The sequence below is a fragment of the Mycobacterium sp. 48b genome (genome assembly GCF_048282725.1).
GTDB lineage: Bacteria > Actinomycetota > Actinomycetes > Mycobacteriales > Mycobacteriaceae > Mycobacterium.
Window position 1 is genome coordinate 121,950 of sequence record NZ_JBLVUL010000002.1, and the last position, 24,117, is coordinate 146,066.

At 62.7% G+C, this 24,117-nt stretch carries 19 protein-coding genes; 4 read left to right on the forward strand and 15 right to left on the reverse strand.

Features of this window, described 5'->3' with window-relative positions; genetic code table 11:
* Window positions 1-6: 6 nt before the first annotated feature.
* The 8 genes from ACNQR1_RS36915 to ACNQR1_RS36950 form a co-directional block, all read right to left on the reverse strand.
* Window positions 7-414 (reverse strand): DUF6262 family protein, encoded by a 408-nt coding sequence (locus ACNQR1_RS36915; RefSeq protein WP_418011067.1) that lies wholly within the window; start codon window positions 412-414, stop codon window positions 7-9.
* The gene (locus ACNQR1_RS36920; RefSeq protein ID WP_418011068.1) at window positions 411-2,648 is read right to left on the reverse strand and encodes a tyrosine-type recombinase/integrase; all 2,238 of its coding nucleotides are present in this window, start codon (window positions 2,646-2,648) and stop codon (window positions 411-413) included. Before ACNQR1_RS36920 ends, ACNQR1_RS36915 begins: the two co-directional genes overlap by 4 nt.
* Window positions 2,635-3,837: a tyrosine-type recombinase/integrase gene (locus ACNQR1_RS36925; protein WP_418011069.1), complete on the reverse strand. Its 1,203-nt coding sequence runs from the start codon at window positions 3,835-3,837 to the stop codon at window positions 2,635-2,637. The genes ACNQR1_RS36920 and ACNQR1_RS36925 overlap by 14 nt, the downstream gene beginning before the upstream one ends.
* Window positions 3,838-3,859: 22 nt before the next feature.
* A complete protein-coding gene (locus ACNQR1_RS36930; protein WP_418011070.1) occupies window positions 3,860-5,116 on the reverse strand; it encodes an ImmA/IrrE family metallo-endopeptidase in 1,257 nt (418 codons plus the stop codon).
* Window positions 5,117-5,180: 64 nt separating this feature from the next.
* Complete coding sequence (locus ACNQR1_RS36935; RefSeq protein ID WP_418024752.1) at window positions 5,181-5,882, reverse strand: hypothetical protein; 702 nt, start codon at window positions 5,880-5,882, stop codon at window positions 5,181-5,183.
* A 118-nt stretch (window positions 5,883-6,000) separates the two neighbouring features.
* The gene (locus ACNQR1_RS36940; protein WP_073914419.1) at window positions 6,001-7,482 is read right to left on the reverse strand and encodes an ATP-dependent nuclease; all 1,482 of its coding nucleotides are present in this window, start codon (window positions 7,480-7,482) and stop codon (window positions 6,001-6,003) included.
* A 151-nt stretch (window positions 7,483-7,633) separates the two neighbouring features.
* On the reverse strand, window positions 7,634-10,165 hold the full coding sequence (locus ACNQR1_RS36945; protein WP_205626389.1) for a tyrosine-type recombinase/integrase: 2,532 nt from the start codon (window positions 10,163-10,165) through the stop codon (window positions 7,634-7,636).
* A complete protein-coding gene (locus tag ACNQR1_RS36950) occupies window positions 10,162-11,433 on the reverse strand; it encodes a tyrosine-type recombinase/integrase (RefSeq protein ID WP_033711450.1) in 1,272 nt (423 codons plus the stop codon). Before ACNQR1_RS36950 ends, ACNQR1_RS36945 begins: the two co-directional genes overlap by 4 nt.
* Window positions 11,434-12,025: 592 nt before the next feature.
* On the opposite strand from ACNQR1_RS36950, the gene ACNQR1_RS36955 reads away from it, so the two are divergent.
* Entirely contained in the window at window positions 12,026-13,069 is a 1,044-nt protein-coding gene (locus ACNQR1_RS36955) for an IS110 family transposase (protein ID WP_368569564.1), read from the forward strand.
* 36 nt (window positions 13,070-13,105) lie between these two features.
* Here ACNQR1_RS36955 and ACNQR1_RS36960 read toward each other — a convergent pair whose 3' ends face one another.
* From ACNQR1_RS36960 to ACNQR1_RS36990, 7 genes are read right to left on the reverse strand one after another with little or no spacing between them, the layout of a single operon-like run.
* Entirely contained in the window at window positions 13,106-15,253 is a 2,148-nt protein-coding gene (locus tag ACNQR1_RS36960) for a hypothetical protein (protein WP_418050654.1), read from the reverse strand.
* Entirely contained in the window at window positions 15,250-18,249 is a 3,000-nt protein-coding gene (locus ACNQR1_RS36965) for an ATP-binding protein (protein ID WP_418050655.1), read from the reverse strand. The genes ACNQR1_RS36960 and ACNQR1_RS36965 overlap by 4 nt, the downstream gene beginning before the upstream one ends.
* On the reverse strand, window positions 18,250-18,558 hold the full coding sequence (locus tag ACNQR1_RS36970) for a glycosyl transferase family 39 (protein ID WP_368569943.1): 309 nt from the start codon (window positions 18,556-18,558) through the stop codon (window positions 18,250-18,252). It lies immediately after the preceding gene.
* Between the two features lie 34 nt (window positions 18,559-18,592).
* Complete coding sequence (locus tag ACNQR1_RS36975) at window positions 18,593-18,871, reverse strand: hypothetical protein (RefSeq protein WP_418050656.1); 279 nt, start codon at window positions 18,869-18,871, stop codon at window positions 18,593-18,595.
* A gap of 3 nt (window positions 18,872-18,874) precedes the next feature.
* Entirely contained in the window at window positions 18,875-19,867 is a 993-nt protein-coding gene (locus ACNQR1_RS36980; protein ID WP_418050657.1) for a hypothetical protein, read from the reverse strand.
* A 21-nt stretch (window positions 19,868-19,888) separates the two neighbouring features.
* Window positions 19,889-21,067, reverse strand: coding sequence for a hypothetical protein (locus ACNQR1_RS36985; protein WP_418050658.1), 1,179 nt, complete (start codon window positions 21,065-21,067; stop codon window positions 19,889-19,891).
* Window positions 21,064-21,342 carry a hypothetical protein gene (locus ACNQR1_RS36990; RefSeq protein WP_368569628.1) on the reverse strand — a complete coding sequence of 93 codons (279 nt, stop codon included), beginning with the start codon at window positions 21,340-21,342 and terminating at the stop codon, window positions 21,064-21,066. Before ACNQR1_RS36990 ends, ACNQR1_RS36985 begins: the two co-directional genes overlap by 4 nt.
* Window positions 21,343-21,501: 159 nt before the next feature.
* On the opposite strand from ACNQR1_RS36990, the gene ACNQR1_RS36995 reads away from it, so the two are divergent.
* From ACNQR1_RS36995 to ACNQR1_RS37005, 3 genes are read left to right on the forward strand one after another with little or no spacing between them, the layout of a single operon-like run.
* The gene (locus ACNQR1_RS36995; protein WP_368569627.1) at window positions 21,502-21,876 is read left to right on the forward strand and encodes a hypothetical protein; all 375 of its coding nucleotides are present in this window, start codon (window positions 21,502-21,504) and stop codon (window positions 21,874-21,876) included.
* Window positions 21,860-22,543, forward strand: coding sequence for a hypothetical protein (locus ACNQR1_RS37000; RefSeq protein ID WP_418050659.1), 684 nt, complete (start codon window positions 21,860-21,862; stop codon window positions 22,541-22,543). Before ACNQR1_RS36995 ends, ACNQR1_RS37000 begins: the two co-directional genes overlap by 17 nt.
* Window positions 22,527-23,984, forward strand: a complete 1,458-nt coding sequence (locus tag ACNQR1_RS37005) for a type IV secretory system conjugative DNA transfer family protein (protein WP_418050660.1) — start codon at window positions 22,527-22,529, stop codon at window positions 23,982-23,984. The genes ACNQR1_RS37000 and ACNQR1_RS37005 overlap by 17 nt, the downstream gene beginning before the upstream one ends.
* The last annotated feature ends 133 nt before the right edge of the window (window positions 23,985-24,117 follow it).

A 24,117-nucleotide genomic window follows, 5' to 3' on the forward strand; every position in this document is an offset into this window, starting at 1 on the left:
AAAGGCCTAGGGCATCGGGGAATCGAGTTGCCCGTAGAGCAGTTCGATGGTGTCTTTCTGTTGCGCCACGGTCGCTCGCAGCTGTTTGATCTCCTCGTCTTTGGCGGCTAGCCGGGCTCGCAATGCCGCGACGATGCTGCTCTCGCGGCTCGTCGGGGCGGGATCGGTGGGATCGGCGTTGGTTTGGTGGCGGTATTGGTCGATCACGGCGATCAGCTCGGGATACTTGTAGACGGTCTTGCGTTGCACCCCGGCCCGTCGGGCGACCGTGGACACGTTGATTTCAGCGTTGGTCTTGCGCAGATGGCGGATGGCTTTCTCGATGTCGCGGCGTTTCTCGACGCTGATTGCGTGGCGGTATTTCGCGAGGGCTGCGTGGGCTTTCGCGGTGGGTGGCGGGGGCCGTCGGCTCATTGATTCGTTCCAGGGTCAGCTTTGCGGAGGACAGATTCGTGGCTTCCGCGGGTTTTGATCTGTAGCAGTGGCGACCGGTTGGTGGTGCCGGCACCACTGACCGACTTGCCGTCGTTGGTGGCCGCGGGGTCGTTGCGTAGGCGTTCGATGATGGCGTCTAGGGAGGCGATTTCGCGGCGCCGCTCGTGTATCCAAACGTTGTCGTCGGTCAGGTCACGTCCGGTGCGGGCATGGTATTGAGAACGGCGAACCTCGATCAGTGCTTGGGTCTTGCTGCGTTGGTCGAGCAGCTCGTCGAGATGGGTGGCGTCGGTGGCGAAGTGCCCGCACGACAAGCAGGCGTTGCCTTTGTCGCAGGACTTCAGCGGCGGCAATAGACAGACACCGTTGGGCAGCACCCGGTCGGTACGCGAGGACAGTTGAGTCAGATCGTAGATATCAGAAGGGCTGACGGCGATCTCGGTGCCGTGCGCCCCGATCTTCTTGTGTTTGAGGAATTCCGCTTCGGCGGTGGCGGCCAGGGTCGCGGCGTAGCGCAGCGTCATCTCGGGGGAGGCGTGGCCGAGGTAGCGTTGCACCACGTGGATCGGGACCCCGTCGTTGAGCAGTTCGCTGGCCCGGGTGTGGCGTAGGCGATGAGTGTGGCTGAACCGCAGCGGTTTACCCGCGGTATCGGTGAGTCCGTGGATCTTGTCGAGCTTGCCCAGGACCACCCCGTAGGACTGGTAGCTGCGCGGTCGCTGTCCGCGGTGCTGATAGCGCAAGCCGAGAAACAGGTACTTCGGCGTCAGGCCCGGATACCGGTCGTTAATCCAGTCCTGCTGTTCGGCGATGACGTTGACCACCGCCTGCTCGATGAGGATCGTCGGGGTGACACCGTCGACTTTGGTCTGTTGGTAGCGCAGTTTGGCCACGAAAGCATCGGGGTCATCGGAGGCCGTGGGACGGTCCTGGCCCGGGATCGGCAAGAGCGGGTCGAAGTCGAGCATCAGGATCTCTGAGGCGCGGCGTCCCGTCAGGGCCTGCAGCAGCCATGCCCGAGCTGCTTGCGGGTCACCCAGGCCGGCGACGACGGAGATGGTGGAGTCGGGGTGGGTGATGGCCACCGGCTGGCCGCGATCGGCGGCCAGCACGTCGAGGTAGCACAGCATCTGTTGCAACTGGGCGGTCGAAAACCACGTCAGTTCCCGAGACCTGTTGGCGCGGCGGGTCCGAAACGCTGCACCCCACAACCTGGTGTGGGTATCGGTGATATCTGCCCACCGCGGGTTGCCCGTCGCGGCCGCGGCTTCGTCGGCATGATCGACCATGAACGCATAGAACACCTGGGTCTGAGATTGGGTGGCATCGATCGCCGAGGGTGACAACGGCTTGTCTGGACGGGCCGCGGCCTCCGGTGACTTCAGGTACTCGGAAAACTCGGTAAACAGCAATCGCAGCTCGCCACGGTCATCGGTGATCAAGGGGTCAGTGATGTTGCGGGCGGCCAGAAACGGGCCCAGGTGGCGTGCCATGTCCCGGGCCCGGTCCACCACCGACGTCCAACGCAGCAGCTCCCCGGTCAGCGACGTACGTAGCCAGAACCGCACCCCCTCGCGCAGCCAGGCCGGTTCGATCCCGGCGAGCCGGACCACCTTGTCGTGGCTGGGTTCGTGTTCCCGCTGGGGGATCCGTGGATCTGCGCTCAGGTCCCACACATCATGTGCCCACCACGGTGCTGGTGTGCAGCGCACCGACACATACAGGTGCAGGTGCTCGATGAAGCCGGTGATCTGGCGTCGGGCTCCGGCCGAGGGCAACCGCTTGTTGCGGTGTTCAAACTCGACCATCGCGTGGCGCACAAGCGCTGCCGCTGACAGGTCAGCGATGCTGCGTGGCCACTGGTGGTGCTGCTGGTGGTATTCGGCAGCCGCGGCGGTCAAAGCCCGACCGCACCACTTCAACAGGGACGGGTCGATCTTGCGTACGTCATCATGGGCGCATGTCCACACCCACCATGCCAATTCGTCGCAAAACCGTTGGGGCACATCCGCAGGTGTGAAGTCGTGACTGTCGAGGTTGCGCCAGTAGCGCGGGTTGTGCACGAATACCGACTTGATCGGTGAGGTGTCGAGCACATATGTCAGCGATCGGCAGGACTGCGGCACCTGTTCCCATTGCTGCGCCCACACCTGGTCAGCAGCGGCCCGAGCTGGTCGCGTCGATCCCCTTGGGTGGGTGTTACTGCCCGTCATGGTCGACCTTCCAGCCTGCGACGTAGTTCTTCCATTCGGCCAACGTCCGCATTTCAGCGTCGGCGGTCACCCACCCGTAGGTCGACAGCGTGGTTTGCACGTCGGCATGGCCCAGCCGGCGCATCACGACGTGCTCGCTGATGCCGGCCAGCAGCAGCGCGGTGGCGTGCGTGTGGCGCAGCCAATGTGGTGTCCAGTCCTCGGGCAGTACATCAGAGCACCGGTCGGTGATGAGATCAACTTTGTCGTAGATGGTTTCGGGTCGCATCGGCGCGTACTTTTCGCCTCGCGTCAGGTTGACGAACACGAAATGGGTGGCCAGATCAGGGACTGCGACATCGGCGCCGTCGGCAATCAGTTGCCACACGTACTCGGTGTAGAGGGCGACCAGGTCATCACCGACGTAGATGCGGCGGGCACCGGACTTCGCCCGTACCCCGTGCGGGTGATCATTGCGCCCGGCAATCACGATCGACGGAGTATCGCCGCCGCTGATGTGAAAGTCATGGTGTCGCAACGACAATGCTTCGCCCATCCGCATCCCGGTCTCGGCCAGCACCCCGAGAAACAAGCGGTCGCGCAACCCGGTCGCCCCACCCGACCACTGCCCGGAATCGGCCTGGACACTACAGGCGTCCAAGATGGCGTTCACCTGCACCGGAAGCAGCAGCGGGGTCTCGCTGCGGGTGGGTGCGCGGCGGCGATAGATCGGCGCGGCGTGGTCGCGTTGCGGACCGATCCCGGTCAAAAACGATGCGTAGCGTCGTCGAGCAGCGCGAGCGTGGGAGGAGAACAAGCGTCGATAGGGACGATCGAGGTCGTGTGCCTCGGCGAAGTATCGATACATCGACAACACCGCGGCACCACGAGGTAGCAGCGAGGACTCGGCCATCGATTCTTCGACCTCACCGATACGGCTGGTGCCAGGAAGGTCCCCGGTCCGCAGATAGCGCAGAAACTGACCGAACAGACTGGTGGGGAAGTCATCCCAGGCGGTGTGGGTGTGCTCCAACAAGGTCCACCAGGCGGCCAGTCCGTAGGCGTATGCGCGGACTGTGTGCGGTGAGGCACCACTGTCGACCAGGAATCGCAGGTACTCCCGCGCAGGTGCAATCGGAAGCTTGTCGGCGCCGACCACGGTGTAGGAGTGGGACCGGTCGGCAAACAACAACCGTTGCACCTGCGCCACGATCAGCAGCCCCCGCCCCGACTCATGACTCTCTGCCTCGCCGGAAATCGTCCAGTCGGATGACCCGTGTGCCACGCTCGCCGGCAGGAGACGATTTGTTCGAAGACCCGGCCGTAGCGGCCACTGAATGACGATTGGCCTCCGGTGCTGGTCGCTGTGTCGCCAAGAACCAGTCCAGCAGGTCCGGCGGGAAGATCATGGACTCACGAGCGGCGAGCATCGGTACCGACGCGCTGCCGTAGCAGCGTTCCACCCACTTGCGCAGCAGCCGAGGCCGCTCCGGCTCACGGTCCTTCCACCCGGGCTCGGTCATGCCCCAGGTGTGTCCGGTCGCGGGATTGATCCGTGAATGCAGTTGTGTGGTCAGTGTTTTCGCCCGCGTCGCATCAATCAACTTCGTGTCCCGCAGATGCATGATCAGCGAACCTAGCGACAAACCCCACTTGTCTTTGATCGGCCGCAAATTCAACAGCGATATCACTCGTGGCAGCTCCGAGGCGATCACTGCCGCTGGGGCCAACAACTCGGTGGCGAACCGGTTGGCTTCCAGTTCTTCGTGAGCATTCACCGAACAGTAGGCACGGCTGTGCAACACGAGATGCCCTAATTCATGAGCAATGGTGAACCGGGTGCGCTCCCACGATTCGGTCTCCCGCAGCACCAACAGTGGGCGGTCGCGGTGCCGGCCCACCCAGCTCGAATAGCCAAGGTGCTTCTCGTCACGTGCGCGTCCAGGAGTAGCGGCGAACTCGCTTTCCCATTCGCCGGGTACGCGTCGACGCACGATGACCGGTGCACCCAAGCGCTCCGCCTCATACGTCAAATCGTCCAGGGGCGCATCAGGATCCACGCCCATCGCTTCCCGGAGGCGGGCTGCTGCGTCGGCGATCGACGTCTTCACCGGCCCGTCGCCGACCACGGCGGGAACCTTGACAGGCGGCAGTTTCGACTGGGCGTCAAGATCGCTGAGGAAGTCTCCGGCCAGCGACGCGAACGTGGCCAGGAATTCCTGCTCGCCGACCGTCATTGACTTCGGCGCCCGAAACAGCAGTTCGTCAGCGGTGACCCGAGATTGCGGTTCGGAACTGAAAAATCTTGCAGGAAAGCGAAACAACGCTGCCAGCCGCTCAACATCGGAGTCCTCAAGCCAAATCTTGGGAGACTTCTCGATCTTCGTCTGGCGGTGGTTGGTCCAGCCAACCGACTCCACCACCGAAGTTGCTGTCATCCGCCGCAGCAGCCGGGCCTGCCGGATCCGTGCACCAAATACCTCTGTCATCGCGCGCTCGATTCAACATCATCGGGTTGGGAATCGCACATGCACCCGACACTGTGCATGAGGGCTACGACGTCTGCGGCGGTGCCGCCTCCTCGCCACCGTCGTCCTGGTCGACATCGCCGAAATCGTCGTCGCGGCGACGCTTCTCGGTGCCTGCCAATCCCGGCGCGCTGCCCGCGCCGCCGGCCGAACCGGAACGATCGGAGCGTTCCTCCATGATCGGTGGAGGCAGCGGCGTCGCCGCATAGAGCAGCTGCACCGTTTCGGTGAGCACGCCCGCGGCCAGCACTGCCCCGCCCAAGGCGCCAGACGGGCCCGACCACCACAAGATGTACAGGCGATAGCCCGGCGGCTCCGCGATGCCGTCCTCGCCGCCCACCGAATGGCCCAACTCCTCCTCGATGCTCAGCTGGACCGCGCCAGGGGTATAGGCCACCAACTCCAGCAGGCTGCCATCCCATTTGCGTGGATGCTTCTTGACAGGGATTCGCGTCCCTTTCCCGTCCAGGAGCAAGATCCCCATCCCATTGCCCCTGGCGACCTTCAGCGTTGACTCGCCAGTCTGCCGACGCCGCCGCGACGTCAGCAGCGTCTCCAACAACGTGCACGACACCGTGATCGACCGCGGCTCGCCGCCTTGGTCGCTGAACCGATCCGGCACCTCCGGCAGTCGTGCCACGATGTCGCCGTGAAACTCCCCAAGGGCCTGGCTGTGCTGCGCAGCGAACGCCTCTACCAAGGCCTGCGGGTCCTCGTGTAGTTCCATGGGGTGTTTTTTTTCTGAACTAACATTGGCCCCACGCATGGCCAATGCTGAAATTTCGATTTGGGCGATCGCGAAAAGCGATCTAGCGTAGTCGTAGCGTTACTCGGTGTCGAACCCGTTACCGGCGGTCACTCAATGTTTCTCGAAGGAATTCTCCGGTCGAAGTAAATTCGGTCGCATCGCGGGTGGAAGCGTAGACGCGGCATACCTCCGTGGCAATGTAGGTCTCGTCGAGCATTAATTTCTTAGCCACTGCGCGGATATAGTCGTGATGGTCGTCAACGCTGCTGATCACCTCTGCGATACTGATGCGGTGATTGACTTTGAAATGCTCTTCCACCTCGGCGCAGCCAAAAACCAATATCTCGGGCGCGACACCACCTGGTAGGCTTGCCACGAAGGGTTTGAGATCCTTCAAATCGCCTATTTTGATATCGCCGTCATACAGTCCGACTGCTCTAATGCCCGCTTTTCGCAAAAGTGAAACGGCCGATGGTATGTTTTGCGCATCTCCAACGCCCAGAACCTGGACCCCTGAGAGAAAGTCGCTAGCGCAACTACGGATTATCTCAATTGTGAGGCGACGGGAAAATTCATCCTCTACGCAAACGATCGCTCTTTCATTGTCCCGTGCATCACCATGCAAATATGCGTCTATCTGATAGGTGCTCAGCCCGGTCGCTGCGTCAATGAGACCATCCGGTTGTCGTTTCAGGTATACGACTGAATCGCGCCCAAGTTCCATCAGAATCGCAGAACTGTGAGTCGTTAGTATGATCTGGTGACCGCGACGGCCCGCCACGTCAACTAGGTATCTGGCGAGGCGGCGTTGAGCCTCGCCATGGAGCGAGGTCTCAGGCTCTTCAAGAACAAACAGGCTCTGCGTCGGAGCGCCTTCCATTGTGTTGACCATATAGACGACACGCCCTTCGCCGAAGCCCATATGATTCTCTGAGTACCGTTTCCCGTTTCGAGTTGCCATCGCCAACTCTGCGGTTCGGTTGGAATGGGTAACCTCGGTGAAGCCCAGCTCATCGTATGGTAATCCGAGTATCGTGGCTACGTTATTGGCCGCATCGTTTGGTAGTTCACGTGACGCGCCCAATTGGATACGGTGGCCACCGTATATAGACAAGTCACGGCGTTCGACCTTAGGTATGAACTGGGTAAAGCCGATGTAGTAACACGCTCTTTCAGGCTGTCGTTTGTAGCCAGACCATTCTCTAGCCTTCCTGCTAACCGTTACTTTTTGCGGCTCCGCCCCGCGCTCTACGCAATATGAATAAAATACCCTTGCATCGTCGCTGAATGGTGATGGGTCGGCCGCCGATACAGGGAAGAAATCCTTCACGTAAAATCTTGCAAGTGCCGCAGTGACCGCTTTTCGGTATGCGCAACTTGCAAGCCGGGCAATAGTGCTCTTTCCTGTTCCATTCAATCCTGACAACGCGGTAATAGGTGATTGAAATTCGATAGTAAGATCGGCAACGCCCCGAAAGCCGTGAATCTCAATGGACTGCAAGATCGGCCCGAAGTTGGCATATCTGTGGTCAGCCCTGAACTTTGCTGCCAGCTTCCGAACATTGTCGTCGTGGCTCATTTTGTTGGCTTGCCTCACTTCGACTACCAATGGATATCGTGCAAAAACACGGCTCATTCTGCCACTGATATCCACCACCGGCAGTCGGTTCGGGCCAGACACGGCCTTGAGATGCTTCACAGGTAAGCGCCAGATGCCGCTCGTCAGCTCGTCAGGGGCGAAGGGTGAACTCTCGGGAGCGTCCCAGTGCGAACTCCTCCGAACGCAGATCTGCTGCGGTTCGGGCGGTCATCTCCGGCAATGACGGTGTCGCGAGGAATACGGTCGCTTGCTGGCGTGCGCGGTGGTCGAGCTCGGCGAGTTTCTCTTCGGCGGCAGCCAGGCTCGTGCGTAGCCCATCGGCTTCTCCGAGCCATCCTGCTTCCTCGGCTTCAGCGACCCGGTCGCTGAGATTGTCGCGGATGGTCTCCAGGCGGGACCGCTGCGCCGGATCGACCCGAAGCACTGGGCAGCGGATGCAGCTGTGCTCGTGTTGACAACTGGTCCCGTAGGCGCGGCCGCAGTCCCCAAGGGCGAGCTTGCGACGTTCGAAATGCCCGAGGAATTCGTCCCATTCGGCGTCGGTCGGGGTGCGGTATTCCTCGCCGGGGCGCAGCGCTCGGCGCCGTGCGATGAACGCGCGGTGGCCGTTGATTGCTTCCTGGGGATAGATGGTCTTGTATCCCATGGTGGTGTTGATGTCCTTGTGCCCCAGTAGAAGTTGGGCGATATGTGGTGGCATCCCGTTCAGGATCGCGTCGGTGGTAAAGATTCGCCGGAAGTCGTGGGGCCGGAAATAGAGGGGTTGCCCGTCGGCGTCTTTGACGTCGGTGGCCTCGAACGCTTCTTTGATGGCTGTCCGGATCGTCGCGGTAGACAAGGCGGAGCGGTGGCCAACATCGTTCCATTGAAAGAGCAAGGGAGAAGGTGGTTCCCATACTCGCTCGTGTTCGTCGTAGAACGGCACCAGCGGTATCGACTCAGAGTCGCCCCGGACCCGGGTAATGATCGTGGCCAGTACATCGGCCAATTCGGGACTCACGACCAGGAGACGTTCCTGGTCGGTTTTCGATGGGGCGATATGCAACAGCGGGATGATCTCACCCGTCTTGGGTAGCTGATACTGGGTGATGCTGTGGTGGCTTGTTTCGAGCATCTCTTCGATTCGAACTCCTGTGTGGCGCAGAAACTCCACAGCCGCCCAGCCCCAGAACGCGCGGTTCTCCTCCCTGAGCAGATGCCGTTTGCGGCCCGAGGCGTCGACGGCGGCGGTGCGCTGCCGGCGTGTGCCGCGGCGACTCGATAGAACCGCTCTTGTGAACGTCTCACCACACACGGTGAATGTGTCGTCGTCGGTGGCCAACGCTGCCTCAAGCCGTACTCGAGCGTCTTGGGCCCGTTGTGCGGCGGCATCAACGATCGTCGGCAGGAATGGACGTAGATCCCGCGTGCGCTGGTCGATACGAGCCTTGCGCCGGGCGAAGGTCTTCTTCAATAGCACCTCGGTGGCGCTGATGGGACTCGGGACGGCCCACGGTGCCCAGCGAGCGGGGTCTTCGGTGGCCCACTGAGCAAGGTCAAGGTAGAAGGCACGCACCTGGTGCAGGATCGGGATGTAGTTGCCGCGCGGTGCGACCGTCTCGGTGACGGTTCCGTCGGGTAGCTGTCGGCGAGTTGTTTTGGTGCGCAGCCGTTCTTTCCATGCCGAGGCGACTTCAGGACTCAATTTCAACGACTCGATCCCGGGATGGTGAATTTCGAGGTCACGCCAGAAATTCGAACCGAGATAGCGGGCCAACCCCTCCAAACTGGTGTAGTCCAGCGCGGGTTGGCGTTCGGTTAGGTAGTCCACCAACAGGTCGCGGATTCTGCCGTTCTCCACGTGATAGCGATCGATGAGCTGTTCGGGTGTGAGTTGTCCTCCATAGGAGGTGATTCTGCGCAGAGTGGCGGGTGCGCCGCCGGTGAACACCCCGGCCGATCGCAGAATCGCATAGAACAGGTATCGGCGTGATCCAGTGAGGCACAAGCTAATTTCGACCTGGCGCAGCTGTACACAGTCGCCAACCGTGATGTCGGTGATCCCGCCGCCTTTGGCGGCGAGGATGGCAGCGATCTGCCATCGAGCCAGTCTGCCCGGCTGCGAGCCCCACAGATCGGAATCCGTAGCCGCCTCAATGGCAGCGAAACCGCCCGGATCGCGGCGAGCAGTCATGATGTCGGTCAAGTCAGGGTCGCGTTTGCGTGACGAAAAGAACATCAAGCTGGGAGACAAGACTTCTGCTGCGACCAAGACCAGAAAGCCGGCCTTAAGTGCTGACGCGCCGACGCGTCTGGTGTGAGCACCGAGCCACAATGCAGGCTCAGTGATCCAGTCCGCCTCGCGTTCCTCGGCTCCGCTTGTTATCCATCGTTGCTGCCAGGTGTCACCTGATAGGGACGCGAGCCAGCGCAACAGGCCTGTGGCACCACGGACTTGTTTGGGAGTCAACGGCATTGCGGCCCGGCCGGCCACGCTGATTCGCATCAACACCTCATCGATGGATGCTGCGCCGAGATCGGGGCAGGGTGCAGCGATACGGGCCGGAAAGCGCCGCAGCATGTCTTGGGCATACTCACCGCGCCCCGAAACCTGCCAACCCGTTGGTTTCACGCCTGGCGGCACAGCGGCAGTCACCACGTCGGGACGCGACGGAGTTTTCATCGGGTCGCTCCGCGGCTGAAGAGCACGTCGAGCGACTGTTGGTGATACCCCGCCGCCGGAGGCGCCACGTCACTGGGTTGTGCGGCGACGCGGCGCTGATGGGCCAGCGTTCGCGCGACCACGTCCTCCTCTGTGGGTGTGGTGTAGATCTGCGTGGTCGTCAGGTGAGCGTGGCCCAGTACCCACTGCACGTCCGTGATCGACATTTCAGGGTCATTGCTCATCCGGGTCGCGGCCGTATGCCGCAGATCGTGAATGGTCCAATTCGACCCCAGCGCATCCTGCGTACGAGAGAACATCGCCCGGGCCGCCGGATACGACACGGGCCGCCACGGCCGGCGCAAGGTCAGCCACAACGGATGCGACTTGCCGCGAGGTGCGCCCCGCTTCCACACCTGTTCCTGATACAGGCGCAGCCACACGAACGCATCCTGTGACGCGGGAAGCCATTGCACCGCCCGAGATCCCTTACGCGTCACACGGATCAGTTGTTGCCCCGGATCCACATCGAATTGTGTGGTCGACAACAGTTCGTCGGCACGGGCGCCCGTCGATACCCAAAACGCCAGCAGGGCACGATCCCTATGCGTGCGCAGATCTGCGAACAATCGGTTGAACTGGTCATCGGGAATGCTCTTCGGTATCCGACGCTGTCGTCGCGGACGGTACCGACCTGCCCGATCGCCAGACACCGCATCCAGCGGGTTCCGGTGAGCATTGCGCCGTCCCGGCCGACGTGAACGATCCAATGGGAACGGATTGACCAGCGGACCCCGCCCCAACTCGATCTGAAAGTCGTAGAACGAGCGCAATACCGCCTCAGCGTGCACTCTCGTCGACGAAGCGTAACGACTCGACGGTTCCGGCTTGCCAGTCACAGCATTCACTCCACCGTCACGCCTGGACGGTGCGGGAGCAGCTGCCTTATTTCCGTCACGGTGCCGCCAATGAACACGAACGGGCTTGTCGGCCAGCATCATCCAACGTGCGAAGTCACGGCCCTCGATCGATGTCGCGCGGTCCCAGTCCACCCCGACCGCAGCTAGAAACCTCCACCACCGCAACAGATCGTGACCATACGAGCGGATCGTGCCAGGCCGCCGATCTGCGGCCTGCAACTCGGCGAAAAACGCCGCGACTGGTTCAATGGAAATCCCGTTTGCGTCAAGCATGCGAAACGGCACCCAGCGGTCACCGGTCGCCTCAAGCCGGCCAACATCGGGCACCACCAGCACTGCAAGATTCCGCACCCCATCCGGATCGCCCATGACTCGGGAACGTACCAAAGCCCTATCTGACCTGCAATGATTCGTATCTTAGTTCAGTCAACAGATTTACCCCGCCACACAACATTCGTTGGTGTGCCACGCCGCCGAACGGCGCGCAATTTTTCGCGTGCCATACCTAGTAGGATACATGTATATAAAGCTATATCCCCAGTTCAACACGCAGATCGCTGGCGTTTAATGAGTTTAACCCCTGATAAGCCGTAAAACTTCTTACCGCAGAACCCGCATTGGAGTCGGGCCTGGGATTTGCGGTTGGTCTTGTGCACATAGCCGCAGCCACAGGTGGAAACCTGCCCTGAATGCGTTCGCGATCACCTTCGCCGACCGATTCCCGGCAGCCGAAACCTACTGAGGAAAACCGCCGGAAACACCGTTAACGCCAGTGTTTGACTGAGGTGGTCCGGCGGGTTCGCTCCACCTGTTACTTGCCGTTGGTGGCCATTGTCTGTAGTGCGACCCGCCGGATGCCAAGGACCGGCCGGCGTGGCTTGAGAGGAGCGTGGCATCGCCCCTGACTGGGATGTGCCCACCGACCGATCCCTGATCCCCTCATGGAGAAGGAGACGGTTCAATGATCACTCTGGGAGTCGATGCGCACAAGCGCACCCACACCATCGTCGCGGTCGATTCTAACGGCCGCCAGCTGGCATCGAAGACGATCACCACGACCACGAAAGATCATCTGGGACTGCTGAGCTGGGCCGAGCAGTTGGCCAGAGGCAACGGCCTGGTGTGGGCGATCGAAGACTGCCGACACCTGTCGCGGCGGCTGGAACGGGATCTGCTTGCCGCGGGTCACGCAATCGTGCGGGTGCCACCGAAGTTGATGGCCCACGTCCGCGACTCGGCCCGCACCTACGGCAAATCCGATCCCATCGATGCGCTCGCCGTCGCCCGTGCCGCGCAGCGCGAACCCGATCTTCCCGTGGCCCGGTTGGATGGGCCCGACCGTGACGTGCGACTGCTGGGAGACCATCGTGAATCCCTTGTCGCAGAACGAACCCGAGTAGTCAACAGGCTGCGCTGGTTTCTGCACGAGCTCGACCCATCTTGGGAACCCAAGGCCCGATCGCTGGACCGGCTCAGCACTCTGGACCAGGTTTGGACTCACCTGGAACCGCTCAGGGGAACCGTCGCCCGGCTCGCGCGTGATTTGCTCGAACGGTGCCGCACACTGACCCAGCAGATTAACGAGCTCACCACAGAGATCACCACACTGGTGACCGATATGGCGCCGTCGTTGATCGCGATCCCCGGCTGCGGAGCTATCACCGCAGCCAAGATTCTCGGTGAGACCGCCGGGGTCGATCGGTTCCGGTCCAAGGACGCCTACGCCCGTCATAACGGCACCGCACCGATGCCGGTCTGGTCCTCCAACAAGGCCCGCCACCGGCTGAGCCGCACCGGGAATCGTCAACTCAACGCAGCCCTGCACCGGATCGCGCTCACCCAGGCGCACTGGCACGAACCGGCCAAACAGATGATGACTCGGCGTAAAGCCAGCGGAGACAGCGGGATGGAAGCACTGCGTGTCCTCAAACGGCGACTCTCCGACGTCGTCTACGCGGCGCTACAAGCCGACCTCGCTACGGCGGCCAAAACCGCTGCCGCTTGACAGAGGAGCTAGAGACAGTCCCAACACCATCGAGGTTTAGCGGCCGGGTGCGGGAGGCAGTCCACCCTGGGGAGAGCGGTCGGCTGGGTCGTCCCAGTCGGGTGGCGGTTCGTAGATGGGTGGGTAGTCGTCGGGTGGCGGGGGGAGTCGACGTTGCCCACTCTGGCTGGTGGGTTGGTTGCTGCGGCCGGTGGCTGGCACCGAATCGTCTGGGCTCGTGCTGACGTTTTGTTGGCCGCCGTTGGCGTCGATGACCGGCGGTGCAGAGTCGGAGAGTTGATAGCTGTTGGTGCTGCGGCCCGTTGATTGTTGTGGGTGTTGTTGGCGGCCCTGTTGAGCTTTCTGGACTACGGCAGCGCCGACGGCGACTTCGGGTGCAGCTACGGCGGTGGCGTCGGCAGCGCCGCCTGTGGCTCCTGCGCCGACTGCACCGCCGCCGCTGAGGCCGCCACCTCCTGCCCCGCCGCCTACGGGCAGCGCGTCGGTGAGCTCACTTGGGTTGCTGGTCGTGGGCTTGTTGACGCCGGAGCGTCCGTCGACGGGTGCGCCGGTCAATGGCTGGTCGTCGTCCTCGTCGGTGTCGGCGCCTTTGCCGCGGTTGAGGAAGTCGGTGCCGCGGTGGAAGGCGTCCATGCCGCGGTCTTTGAGTTCTTGGCCTTTGTCGTAGCCTGCGCGGGCTTTGTCGATGACCTGGTGTACGGCGTGTACGAGGTCTTCGCGGGTGCGGTCGCCGACCTTCTTTTTGAGCCACCAGAATAGGCCGATGGCTACGGCGGACATGATCGCGATCATGACGAGTTGGGCGACGGGATGGTTCATTCCGACTTGGGAGGCGTAGCCGCCGGGGGCCACCGTCTTGAGGATGATGACCGAGGCGAACGAGACGTAGAGCACGTAGACGAACACCAGGAAGGCGTGTTTGAAGAACTCTTTGAGGCGGTGTTTTGCTCGTTGGCGGGGCTTGCCGGCGATCATGGCGGGCCCCGCGGCGAACAGTGCCATGAAGGCGTTGAGGAACGCTGCACCGCAGACCATGACGTAGGAGTAGGTGACGTAGCAGATGAAAAACGTGAAGATGAAGCCGAGGACTAGGAATCCGAGCCCGACGGCGAAACTGCCGAAGTCGAGTTGCTGAGCGTGGGCGAGTGCCTGGGGTGCGCCGCATCGGGCCATGGCGTGGGCCGGGCCGGCGTGGTCACCGCCGCCGATGAACGGCAGTGCGTCGGTGACCCCTGACACGGGCGATCCCGGCATTCCCAGTGACGGAATGATTTGGCCATCACCGGCCATCAAGGCCGTGGAGTAGGCGTTGGAGCAGCTGCCGACGTTGTCGACGACCATCCCGAAGTTGAGCAGCTGCAGGGGGTGTCGTAGGACGGCGTCGGCGGTGACACCGTTGAGGTGGTTGAGGTTGGCCGCGGTGTCGGCGCCGGGCACGAGGGAGCCGTTGTTGATGGCTCCTTGTGCGGCGGTGAATGCCAGTGTGCGGGCTTGGAAGAGCAGTCCGTGGTCTCCGGAAAGCTCGCCGAGTGGATCGCCTTTCCAGACTAGGACTATGCCGATGACGCCGATGGCGACGCTGCTGAGCATGATGCTCCAGCCGTGTCCGCGTCGGCCGTGCCAGAGCATTTGGAAGGCACCGTAGGCCAGGCCGAGTGTGAGGCAGATCGGGAAGATCCACATGTCCATGAGCAGGGTGCGTAGGACTTCGAAGAGTGGTCGGAACCACGTGGCCAGCCAGTACAGCCAGGTCGAGGACATGGCGAATCGCAGCAGCCAGAGTGCGATGGTGATCATGAAGACGTACACCGAGACTTGCGCTTGCAGCCAGTTGACGACGGTGTCGTGGCTGACACCGGTGACCACGGCGTTGCCGAGCCATCGTGCCCAGCTGGTCGGGTTGAGGGACAGGTCGGGGCCGGCTTCCATGATGGCTTCGCGGGTGGAGACCACCGAGAGGTAGTAGCTGCCGAGGGGGACGCCGTAGCTGTCGGTGATTCCTGTCCAGTTGAGGACTCCGGCCATGGTGGAGGCGAACGCTGGTGGGGCGGCGCCGACCGACCATAGGCCAAGGATGTGGCCGGTAGACCAGAAGATGGTCACGCGACGCAGCGTGGGGCGGGTGGCCATGAGGTAGCCGAATCGTTCGGCCGGGTGCATTCGTGGTGCCGGGGTGGTTGTCATGGCGCGTTCTTTCCCGGGGTGGTGTCGTAGGCGGCGTGCAGGCGTGGGTCGGGTTCGTGGGCGACGATGATCGGTGCGGGACGGCGGAATTCGTCGATGAAGAAGGCTTTGCCGACTCGGTCGCCGCGGTCGGGTCGTTGCGAGCGGTCCGGTTGGTCGTCGAAGTCGGTGGGTTCGCGCATGTGTTCGGGATCGGGTTCGGCGAGGAAGTACTCCTCGAGGTCGTCGTAGTCGCCGGCCCGGAGTCCGGCTTTGCGCGCGACTTCTTTGGCGAGTTCTTCGTTTTCGAACGGGACGATGAGTTGTTGGGTGATGAATTCGTCGCCCATGAGGCGAAGGTCGGCGACGGGGTTCTGGGTGATGATGAGCAGGCCTGTGAACCGGCGGCGTGCGCGGCGGCTGATGATGTGCGCGTCGTGGGCGCCGGCCCGCGAGTTCAGCAGGCCGCCGGCTTCTTCGAGGACGATGAGACCGAACCGGGATGTGTTGGCGAAGAATGTGGTTCGCGCCAGTCGCACGATCATGCCGTAGATCGCCACGGAGGCCTTCTTACGGTCGCTGAGATCTTTGTAGAGGTGCTCGCTGGTCATCTCCTCGGCGTCGGGCAGGTCAAGGCTCTCGGTGAGCCAGATGCTGATGTCGACGTTGACGAGGTCGGGGACCGGCAGGCTGTCGTCGAAAATGGCCTGGGTGAAGTCGTAGGTGGCCCAGGACTCCAGTGCGACGAGGATCGGGTAGAGGTCGTCGGCGAGTTTGACGACCTGCTCGGGGCGGTTATCGGGGCCGGTGGCGGGGGCTTGGATGCCACTGATGTAGGCCATTAGTGCGGCGGTGGTGGGGATCTTCAACTGGCGGCGGGCGCGGGCGGTCAACACGGTCCGAAGGCGCTGCACGCCGGTGCTGCGTGAGTCGAGGCCCATCATGGGCACCATGTAGTCCAGCCAGTAACCGCCGGCGACGCTGTCGGGAAACACTCGAAGGGGATCGCAGCTGAATTTCCGCCCGGCCATGTCGATGACGACTTTCCGGGAGTTGGGGACGTCGGCGAATGCTTCGACCCATTCGACTCCGGGGTCGATGATGAACAACTGGGCGCCGCGTTGGAACTCGCTACGTGTGATGCGTTTGGCTGCATAGGATTTGCCGTAGCCAGGGGCACCACTGCATACCAGGCAAGGGGTGTGGTTGCGTCGAGCGGAGCCGGGGAGATCGATCAGGACGGCGCTGTTGAGGGCGTTGGCGGTGTTGAAGCCGAGTAGTGCTCCGGTGGTGTTGCCGATCTGCGAGGACGTGATGGGCACGAAACGTGACCATTTGCGGGCGGTGGTCGGGTAGCTGAACTGGTCGATGGTGCTTTTATGCGCGGGCACACCGGAATTGAATGATGCCCACAGCCGGGTTTGCGCGCCGCGGTAGTGGCGGGTGAGAACTTGTCCGGAGTCGGCGAGGCGCTCGCGCAACCGCTCGATGCTGTATTCGAGGGTGGCGGGATCGGGTGCGCCGACTGCGATGATGAATGCCGATTCCATGGGGCGTTCATCGGTGCTGTTGGTCAGTAGCCGGTTGTACTCGGAGAGTTGGCGGCCGGTGGTGAACAGTTCCCGGTCGCCGTCGCGGGCGTCGCCTCGGTGTTTGAATTGGTCGAAGATGTTCTCTTTGGCTCGGTCGTTGCGGACGAATTCGAGTTCACGTAGGTGTGCGACGAGGTTGATGGCGAAGTCGAATTCGGCGCCTGTGTTGAGGTCGTCGAGGGCGTCGAGGAATTCCGACCCGGGGAAGCGGATGCCCTGCTTGGGGATCTCGGTGACCGGCAGGATCGCTTGATAGCTGTCGGGGTAGAGGCCGTCGGGGCTGCTGACCCGCAGCACTTTCTTCCAGGACGGCAGGCGGCGGATGCCGACCGCCCACGCGGCGGCCACGGTGAGTGCCTGGGCGCCGAAAAGGACGGTGGGTGTGATGAAGCCGAGCAGGCCCGCGGTGATGGCCAGGGCGGCGAGGGCGGCTGCTGCGGGCAGCATGGGTAGTTTGCGGCCGGGGTTGTGCAGTTGGTCGCCCTCGTCGAACTCGGCGGTGGGAAACCGCATCGGGGCTTGCTGGGCTTGTGAGTCGCGGCGGCGGGGTACAGGGTTGGTGAATGTGCCCCGCCAGGCCGTGCGCCGATAGAACCAGCCGATCATTTCGTCGGTGACTGGTATTGGGCTGAATTCCTCGGGTAGGGAGGTGACTACTTCGTGAGCCAGTCGGTGATACGCCGCGAGGGAGGTCTCGGAGTCTTTGTCACGGCCGGCCACCCAATCTTTGAGTTTGGTGGCCTGGCCTTGGGGGGTGTGGCCGGCGCGGCCGGCGTCGACGGGGAAGCGTAGCCAGTAGATGCGGGTTCGGGGGTTTTTGCGTTGCAGTTGTGGTGCGAGCGCTTGGCAGGTGTTGACCCATTCGGGTTTGTCGCGGTGACCGTGCAGCATCGCGCGCAGCAGTTGGCGTTGGTTCTGCGGCACCGAGAAGCTGTAGATGTAGGCACCGGAGGGGACTTGGCGGCCGAGGCTGCTGTGCCGGTCGGCCACGCCGAGCCGCTGCTTGGTGGGCAGTAGGTAATAGCGTAAGCCGCTGACTAGATAGTTCGCGTACACGCCGTGCTTGGTGAATTCGAGGTGGCCGATGACGTCGTCTGGCGGTGCGAGAATCAGGGTGTCGCTGCTGGATTGGCGCACTGGCCGCACTGCCTGCCAGATGCTGGTGAGCCGGAACGCGAGGTTGGGTTTTCCGTAGGGGATGGCTGCGCCGATCCCGGTGGCGAGTGCAGTGAGCAGGACACCGATCACGAAGATGGTTTGGACGTTGCCGGAGTCGAGCAGCAGCACGCACAGTCCCAGGGTGGTGATGCCGCCGATCACGAGCGGAACGACCAGGGTCACCCGTAGGGGTTTGTTGAACAGAACGTCGGTGTAGGTGGGGGTGTCGTGAATCCCCTTGAACACCTGGGCGGATTCGACGGCCATTTAGCCCAGCTGTCCGGTGGTGATGCCGGTCCGGTCGACGGTCTGGTGGGTCGAGACGTAGATGGCGTAGCCGGCGCCGACGAACACGGCAGCTACTACGCCGATGATTCCCCACAGGAACACATCGCCTTTTTTGCCGGCGAACACGGCGACAGCCACACGGCATCCGGCGCCGAGCAGGATGAGAAACACCAGGATGACGACGCCGATGGTGTAGAGGGTGCGTGACCCGGACACGAGGTCGTTGGCTGCCAGGATGGTTGAGGTTGCTTGGGGTGCTGCGGCCAGCACCGTTGCGGTAGTGATCATTTCAGAGGGGTTCCTTTCAATGGGGTGATGTGGATCAGCGAAACAGCGAGGGGGTCGGCGGTGGCGGTGGCAGATCCGCGTTGGCCGACGTGGGGTACAGGGGAACTAGGGACAGCAGCAGCATCAGTAGTGCGAGTCGCAGGTAGCGGCGTAGTGCACGGATGGCCGCGGTGATGGCGGTGACAGCGACCATGGTGGCGACCATCGCAAGGATCGCGGTGGGATGGTCGCCGGCCCACGCGGAGGCGCTATCGAGAGCGGGCTGCGCCGTCAGTGCTGTTGTGCTGGTGGCGAATCGCGGGATCGCAGTCATCACTTACCGTCCTGTCGGGCCTTGAGCTGTCGGGGTGGGGATGACTGGCGTCAGTTCGGCGTTGGAGGCCAGTTGCGGTGCGTAGTCGATCCCGGCCACCATCCATCGGCCGCTGACAACCGTGAGGGTCAAGGCGTAGTCCTCGCGGCGTGGCGAGTATTGGCGGGTCACCGAATCCACGGTGGCCAGTACCCGCACTTTGGTGCCGTCGGCGGGGGTGGGCTGGTCGGCGTCGGGCACTGTGCGTGTCGAGCGGAGTTTGATGATGCGCGGTTCGGGTCCACCGTCACGCTTGGACCGATAGTCGGGGGCCGCAACCAGGGCGGAGTCGGTGGTGATGTAGCGGTCCAGACCGCCGGCATTGGTCAGGTAGCTTTCGAAAAACCCTGTGAGCGTGATGAACACGGGGGAGGTGGTGGCCAAGGTGGTGGGATACCCGAGCGGCAGGTCCGCGCCGGCGCCACCGCAGTCGGCTTTACCGGGTCGCATCGTGGCACGCAGTCCGTAGCTGCTGTAGAGGACCGGGAGCCTGTAGCACTTCTCCGTGGCCGGGGCCGAGGCGTAGGGTCGTTCCAGGACGGAGATGATCACGCTCCACTGCTGGGCATAGCCCATCTCGTCTTGCAGTGTCACTGCGGCTACCCCGGGTGAGGTGATCACCGCTCCTGGATTGGTCGGTAGAGGCTGCCCGTCTTCGCTGGTCCAGCAATCCTGCATGGGGTTGCGGCTGTCTTGGGCTGATGCGCCCGTTCCGGCAGCTGGTTTCGTTGCGGTGAGCGCTTTTTCGACACAATGCTTGGCCCAGTTTCCGACGAATTCAGCGCGGTTGAGCTCCTTGCGCGCGGGTCCGCGCACATCGATGGGGTCATCGAAAATCCATCCCCAAATGGTGGCGGTGGCCACGATGCTGCAGGAGATCAAGGCTACGGCGAGGGCGGCTTTTCCGAGCCAGCCGCCGGTGGTGTTGATACGGCGTTCCCAAGTTTTGGTGGGCATGTGTGTCCGACCTTCCGGTGGTTAGGACGGGAGGGGCGTGTGCCCCTCGATGACGATTGACGAGACGGCGAATGTGTTGTCCACGGGATCGGTTTGGCTCTGTTCCCCGGGCATGCCCGGAAGCGGGCTCTGGGGTGATAGTGGTGAGGCGTTGAGTGGAGCGCCGATGACCTGATCGAGCAAGCCGCCCGACCCGGGTTGTGGGTTGGCGGTATCGGTGGGTGGAGCGTCGGCCGGGGGCCGCGAGGTCTCCTGGACGATCATGGTGATGGTCGAGGCCAGCACACCTTGGCCAGACATCGGCTGCGGCGCTTCCCCGTGGACGTTGCCGGTGTTCTGCTTCACGACAGTGGGCTGATTGCCGTGGTCGGTGAGTATCCACTGCACACGGGTCAAGACCCGGTGCTGAAGCCACTGGTCGGCGCCGGAGGTGTCCGGGCCAACCCATCCGGGGGTAATCCGGATGGCTGTGACAGCCATAGTTCGGCCCAGTTCGATGGTCAGAACCTGTCCGTCGACACCGCCGCGGACGCAGACCCACGCCTGGGTCGGGTCGCCCGTGGCCACCGACTGGGCCGCCGTCGATCCGGGCAGGCAACCCGGCGCACTGGCCGTGAACGGAATTCCCGCAGTACCAGGCACATCCGCAGGCGGCGGCGGGCCGTTTTGCGGAGCGGCGGTGACCTTGATCGAGGACTCTGCGGGTTCCTGCGCTACTTCGGGGGTTCGGCGCATTCCGAGCATGGCGCTGGTGATGCCGAGCGCGACCACAACCACCACGGCGACGAAGCCACCGACAATGGCTTTGTTGTACCGGGGCGGTTCCTTGTGGTCGGGAGAGGTCTCGTCTTCGACGATTTCCGGTGCGGCCGCTTCTATGTCAATGCCGTCGGCGCCGACTGGGTTTAGGTCGTCGGCATCACCTGGGACCACATCCGAGACGGGATCGGCGTCGAGGGTGTCAGCGTCGTCATCCGCGCTGTAGTTGTTGTCGTCGGTGCTGCTTTTCTCTGCGGGGTTGCCGGCGTCCACGTCTGAGCCGTCGGCGGGGTCGGGCGGATAGTCGGCTTCGTCGAAATCAGGTGCTGAGTCGTCCTCGTAGGAGATGTAGTCGGGGTCGCGGTCGAGGTCGGTCAGCCAGTCTTGGGTGTTGGACACCCAGGACGGGGCGTCTTCGGGTTCATCGTCGTGAAAGGTCATCGAGGCATCTCCTGGAAGCGGTGCGACAGGTCTGGGTACGCGGCAGAGGGGTATGTCGGTGGCGGCGCTGCGGGCCAGGCCTGATGCCGGGGCGCTGCGGGCCGGCTGCGGCGCGCGAGCAGACGCGCGACGACGATCGCGGTGATCACCACAACGGCGGCGCCGACGCCGACCGTGATAGCAAATGCATGATCGATGATGTAGGCAACTGTGGCGGCCACGATCGCCAGCCAGAACATGACGGTGGCCGGAGCCGCACCGATAAGCACTTGCATCAGATTCTCCTTAGTCCTTCAAAGCGAGGCTAAATGCCACCTGCACCGTTTTGCGATAGCTATCGCAAAACGGGTTGAGGCGTTGCTACGGTCGAAAACGTGAGAGCAATACCGCAGGATGGACCGGCCAGGCTCATGTTCTTTATCCAGCGTCGCCTAGTGCAATTGGGCTGGTCTCGTGACGACCTATCCGCTCACGGCGGGCCGTCGCCGTCCACCCTGTACAAGACCTACCGAACCAACCGCGCGATGAACGAGCGCAGCCTGCATCGCCTGGAGACTGCGTTGGGGTGGGATGAGGGGTCCGCCGAACGGATCCTGGCCGGCGGGGAGCCAGTGATGGCAATGTCTGAGCAGGTAGAGACGGTGAAAACACGGATTGACGCTGCGGTGACGCAGAGCGAAAACATCGCTGTTGGTCACCTCGCGGCAGAGTTGCGCGAGTTTCTTTTGGATGTCGCACAACGCCTGCGGGCGTTTTATCCTGATCATGAACCACCCCGCAAGGAGGTGGCTGATGCCGGCTCCCGTTGACCGGTTCGACGAGATCCGCCGAAAGTGGATCGCCCGACATCAGCACACGTTCACATTTCAAAAGCGGCGCGCAGAAATTCTCGCTCGTCAAATTCGCGACCGCGCACAAGAAAGAACTGGTGCACGCGTTGACCCTGCCGATGACGACCTTATTCACCCTATGTGGGCACGTTCGGGTGACACCATTTACAGTGCGCTCGACTGGGCGATAATCCTCGCCGTGGCGGTGCTGGCCCCTGTGGGCTGGGCCGCCGGGCGAGGGCTCTACAACTTCGTGATACAGCTAATTCCAGATGAGATCCGTTCCTATCCGATCGCGGCGTTCATGTGGGGTGCGGTCGCGACTGGGCTACCACTTCCGGTGGTCTACTGGCTGTTCTACGACGCGGCCGATTCGCTGAGCCTGACGGTGGTGGTCCCGTGGGTATTCGCGCAGGTGCCCGCATCTCTGCTGGCCGCGGGCATCTACGGCATCTTGGAGGGCTGGTTGGCTGTCGACGGCGCCCGGGACTGGTGGCCGATGCGTCCGCCACAGGAAACGGAGACCGTGGATTTCGGTTTCAGCTTTGATGACCCACCCACACCCGGAATTTTCCGGACCCGAGCAGAACGTCCCGTAGGGGATCGCATCCCACGGCGGAGGGATCCCGATGAGCGAAACGCATAGACCTCCTCCAACACCGTTCTGCGGCTTCGCCCGCGACGATAACGGCCGTCGCATCGTGCCTGAATCGGCCACCAATGTGCTGGTCTCAGGGCCAAGCGGGATCGGGAAGACCTCGACCGTCCTCGCGCCGGCGGCAGTTCTCTGGACGGCTGGGCCCGTGGTGATCGTCGGCCCGAAGGACGATCTGATGGAACTGGTGATGCAGCGCCGCTACGGGCCGAGCGCCTTGATCGACCTGCGGCCTGACTACGAGGCGGACTACCCCGGAGTTGAGCAATTATCGTTCGATCCCACCAAGCTGATCGGCACCCCAGATCAGGCGTTCACGATCGCCAACACCATGATGGCGATGTCAGCGGTGGGCATGGGATCAGGGGCCGATCAGGTCTCCGATGCCGGAATCTGGGAGTCCAACTCCGAAACTCCGTTGGCCGCCATGCTTTACGCAGCCTCCCCGCCTGGGCGTAATCAACGAGGCGGCAACGGTGGCGGGATCGACTGGATCCTGCATGCGGTGAACAACACGAAAGTCACTCCGAAGAACCAACAAATCCCGACCGACCCTGGTTGGGAAGCCGCAGCTGAGATCGTCAAGCGCCTCCCGCTGTTCAGTGAGGCACTCAAAGCAACGCTGGAGATGGATCCCAAACAGCGCGACAGCATTGCTCTGACAGTGCGCAAGGCCGTGATGCCATGGATGCGGCTGTCGATGCGGGGGGTGCATTACCCGGCCTTCGATGAAACCTTTCTGGCAGATCCCACGGCTACCCTCTACGTTCTGACGCCGGCCGAAGGCTCCATCGCAGGAGCCGCAGTGACCCTGCTGGACTTCCTGATTCGATTGTGGCGGGCCAAGACCAGTCGCAAAGAGATGAGTCACCGGCTGCTGATCGTCGTCGACGAAGCGGCCAACGTGGCGCCGATGCCGGCACTGCGCCGTTACATCTCCGAAGGCCGGGGTCTCGGGGTGAATCTAATGTTGGCGGTCCAGGCCAGCAGCCAGCTCGAAACCGTATACGGCAGCGCATACATGCGAGAACTGCGCGACACGTTTCCGGGCGCGCTGGTCATGTTCGGTGCCCCCGAAATGGAATTTCTGCAGCGTGCCGAAGAGTGGGAAGGCCAGACCACACGACGTCAAGAAACCTTCGACCAGGTCTCCAGCCAGAAAACGGTGTCATCGCACCTAGGCAGCACCCTGGATTACCGCCGCTTGCTTCCCCAGAATCGCAGTCATGCCCGGCTGGTGCGGCTCGGCACCGCCGGCGAGCTCACTGAGTTGGAGAAGTGGGAAGCCTTCGTCGAAATCTACGACAAAGCGATCCAACGAATCCTCAAACAGCCGACGACACCTCAAGTCCGGCAATCAATGTGGGGCCGCCTCGCAGAACGGCATCGGCAATTCAAAGCTGCCTCCAACATCGCCGCAGGTGCGCGATGACCCGGCCGCCCGATGTGAATGCTCGCCAGGAAGCGGTCTTGGCCGTGCTCGTCGCAGCAGACCAACCGCTGAGCACTACCTGCATTCGAACGCGAGTGAACGCCCAGACAACGGCTGGGCTGATCGCCGAACA

Coding starts and splice junctions, on each gene's coding strand:
- ACNQR1_RS36985 (WP_418050658.1), bottom strand. CDS start 21,067: ATGACCTTTCACGACGATGAACCCGAAGACGCCCCGTCCTGGGTGTCC.
- ACNQR1_RS36920 (WP_418011068.1), bottom strand. CDS start 2,648: ATGACGGGCAGTAACACCCACCCAAGGGGATCGACGCGACCAGCTCGG.
- ACNQR1_RS36915 (WP_418011067.1), bottom strand. CDS start 414: ATGAGCCGACGGCCCCCGCCACCCACCGCGAAAGCCCACGCAGCCCTC.
- ACNQR1_RS36980 (WP_418050657.1), bottom strand. CDS start 19,867: ATGCCCACCAAAACTTGGGAACGCCGTATCAACACCACCGGCGGCTGG.
- ACNQR1_RS36965 (WP_418050655.1), bottom strand. CDS start 18,249: ATGGCCGTCGAATCCGCCCAGGTGTTCAAGGGGATTCACGACACCCCC.
- ACNQR1_RS36945 (WP_205626389.1), bottom strand. CDS start 10,165: ATGAAAACTCCGTCGCGTCCCGACGTGGTGACTGCCGCTGTGCCGCCA.
- ACNQR1_RS36950 (WP_033711450.1), bottom strand. CDS start 11,433: ATGGGCGATCCGGATGGGGTGCGGAATCTTGCAGTGCTGGTGGTGCCC.
- ACNQR1_RS36940 (WP_073914419.1), bottom strand. CDS start 7,482: ATGAGCCACGACGACAATGTTCGGAAGCTGGCAGCAAAGTTCAGGGCT.
- ACNQR1_RS36970 (WP_368569943.1), bottom strand. CDS start 18,558: ATGATCACTACCGCAACGGTGCTGGCCGCAGCACCCCAAGCAACCTCA.
- ACNQR1_RS36955 (WP_368569564.1), top strand. CDS start 12,026: ATGATCACTCTGGGAGTCGATGCGCACAAGCGCACCCACACCATCGTC.
- ACNQR1_RS36960 (WP_418050654.1), bottom strand. CDS start 15,253: ATGACAACCACCCCGGCACCACGAATGCACCCGGCCGAACGATTCGGC.
- ACNQR1_RS36935 (WP_418024752.1), bottom strand. CDS start 5,882: ATGGAACTACACGAGGACCCGCAGGCCTTGGTAGAGGCGTTCGCTGCG.
- ACNQR1_RS37005 (WP_418050660.1), top strand. CDS start 22,527: ATGAGCGAAACGCATAGACCTCCTCCAACACCGTTCTGCGGCTTCGCC.
- ACNQR1_RS37000 (WP_418050659.1), top strand. CDS start 21,860: ATGCCGGCTCCCGTTGACCGGTTCGACGAGATCCGCCGAAAGTGGATC.
- ACNQR1_RS36975 (WP_418050656.1), bottom strand. CDS start 18,871: ATGACTGCGATCCCGCGATTCGCCACCAGCACAACAGCACTGACGGCG.
- ACNQR1_RS36990 (WP_368569628.1), bottom strand. CDS start 21,342: ATGCAAGTGCTTATCGGTGCGGCTCCGGCCACCGTCATGTTCTGGCTG.
- ACNQR1_RS36930 (WP_418011070.1), bottom strand. CDS start 5,116: ATGACAGAGGTATTTGGTGCACGGATCCGGCAGGCCCGGCTGCTGCGG.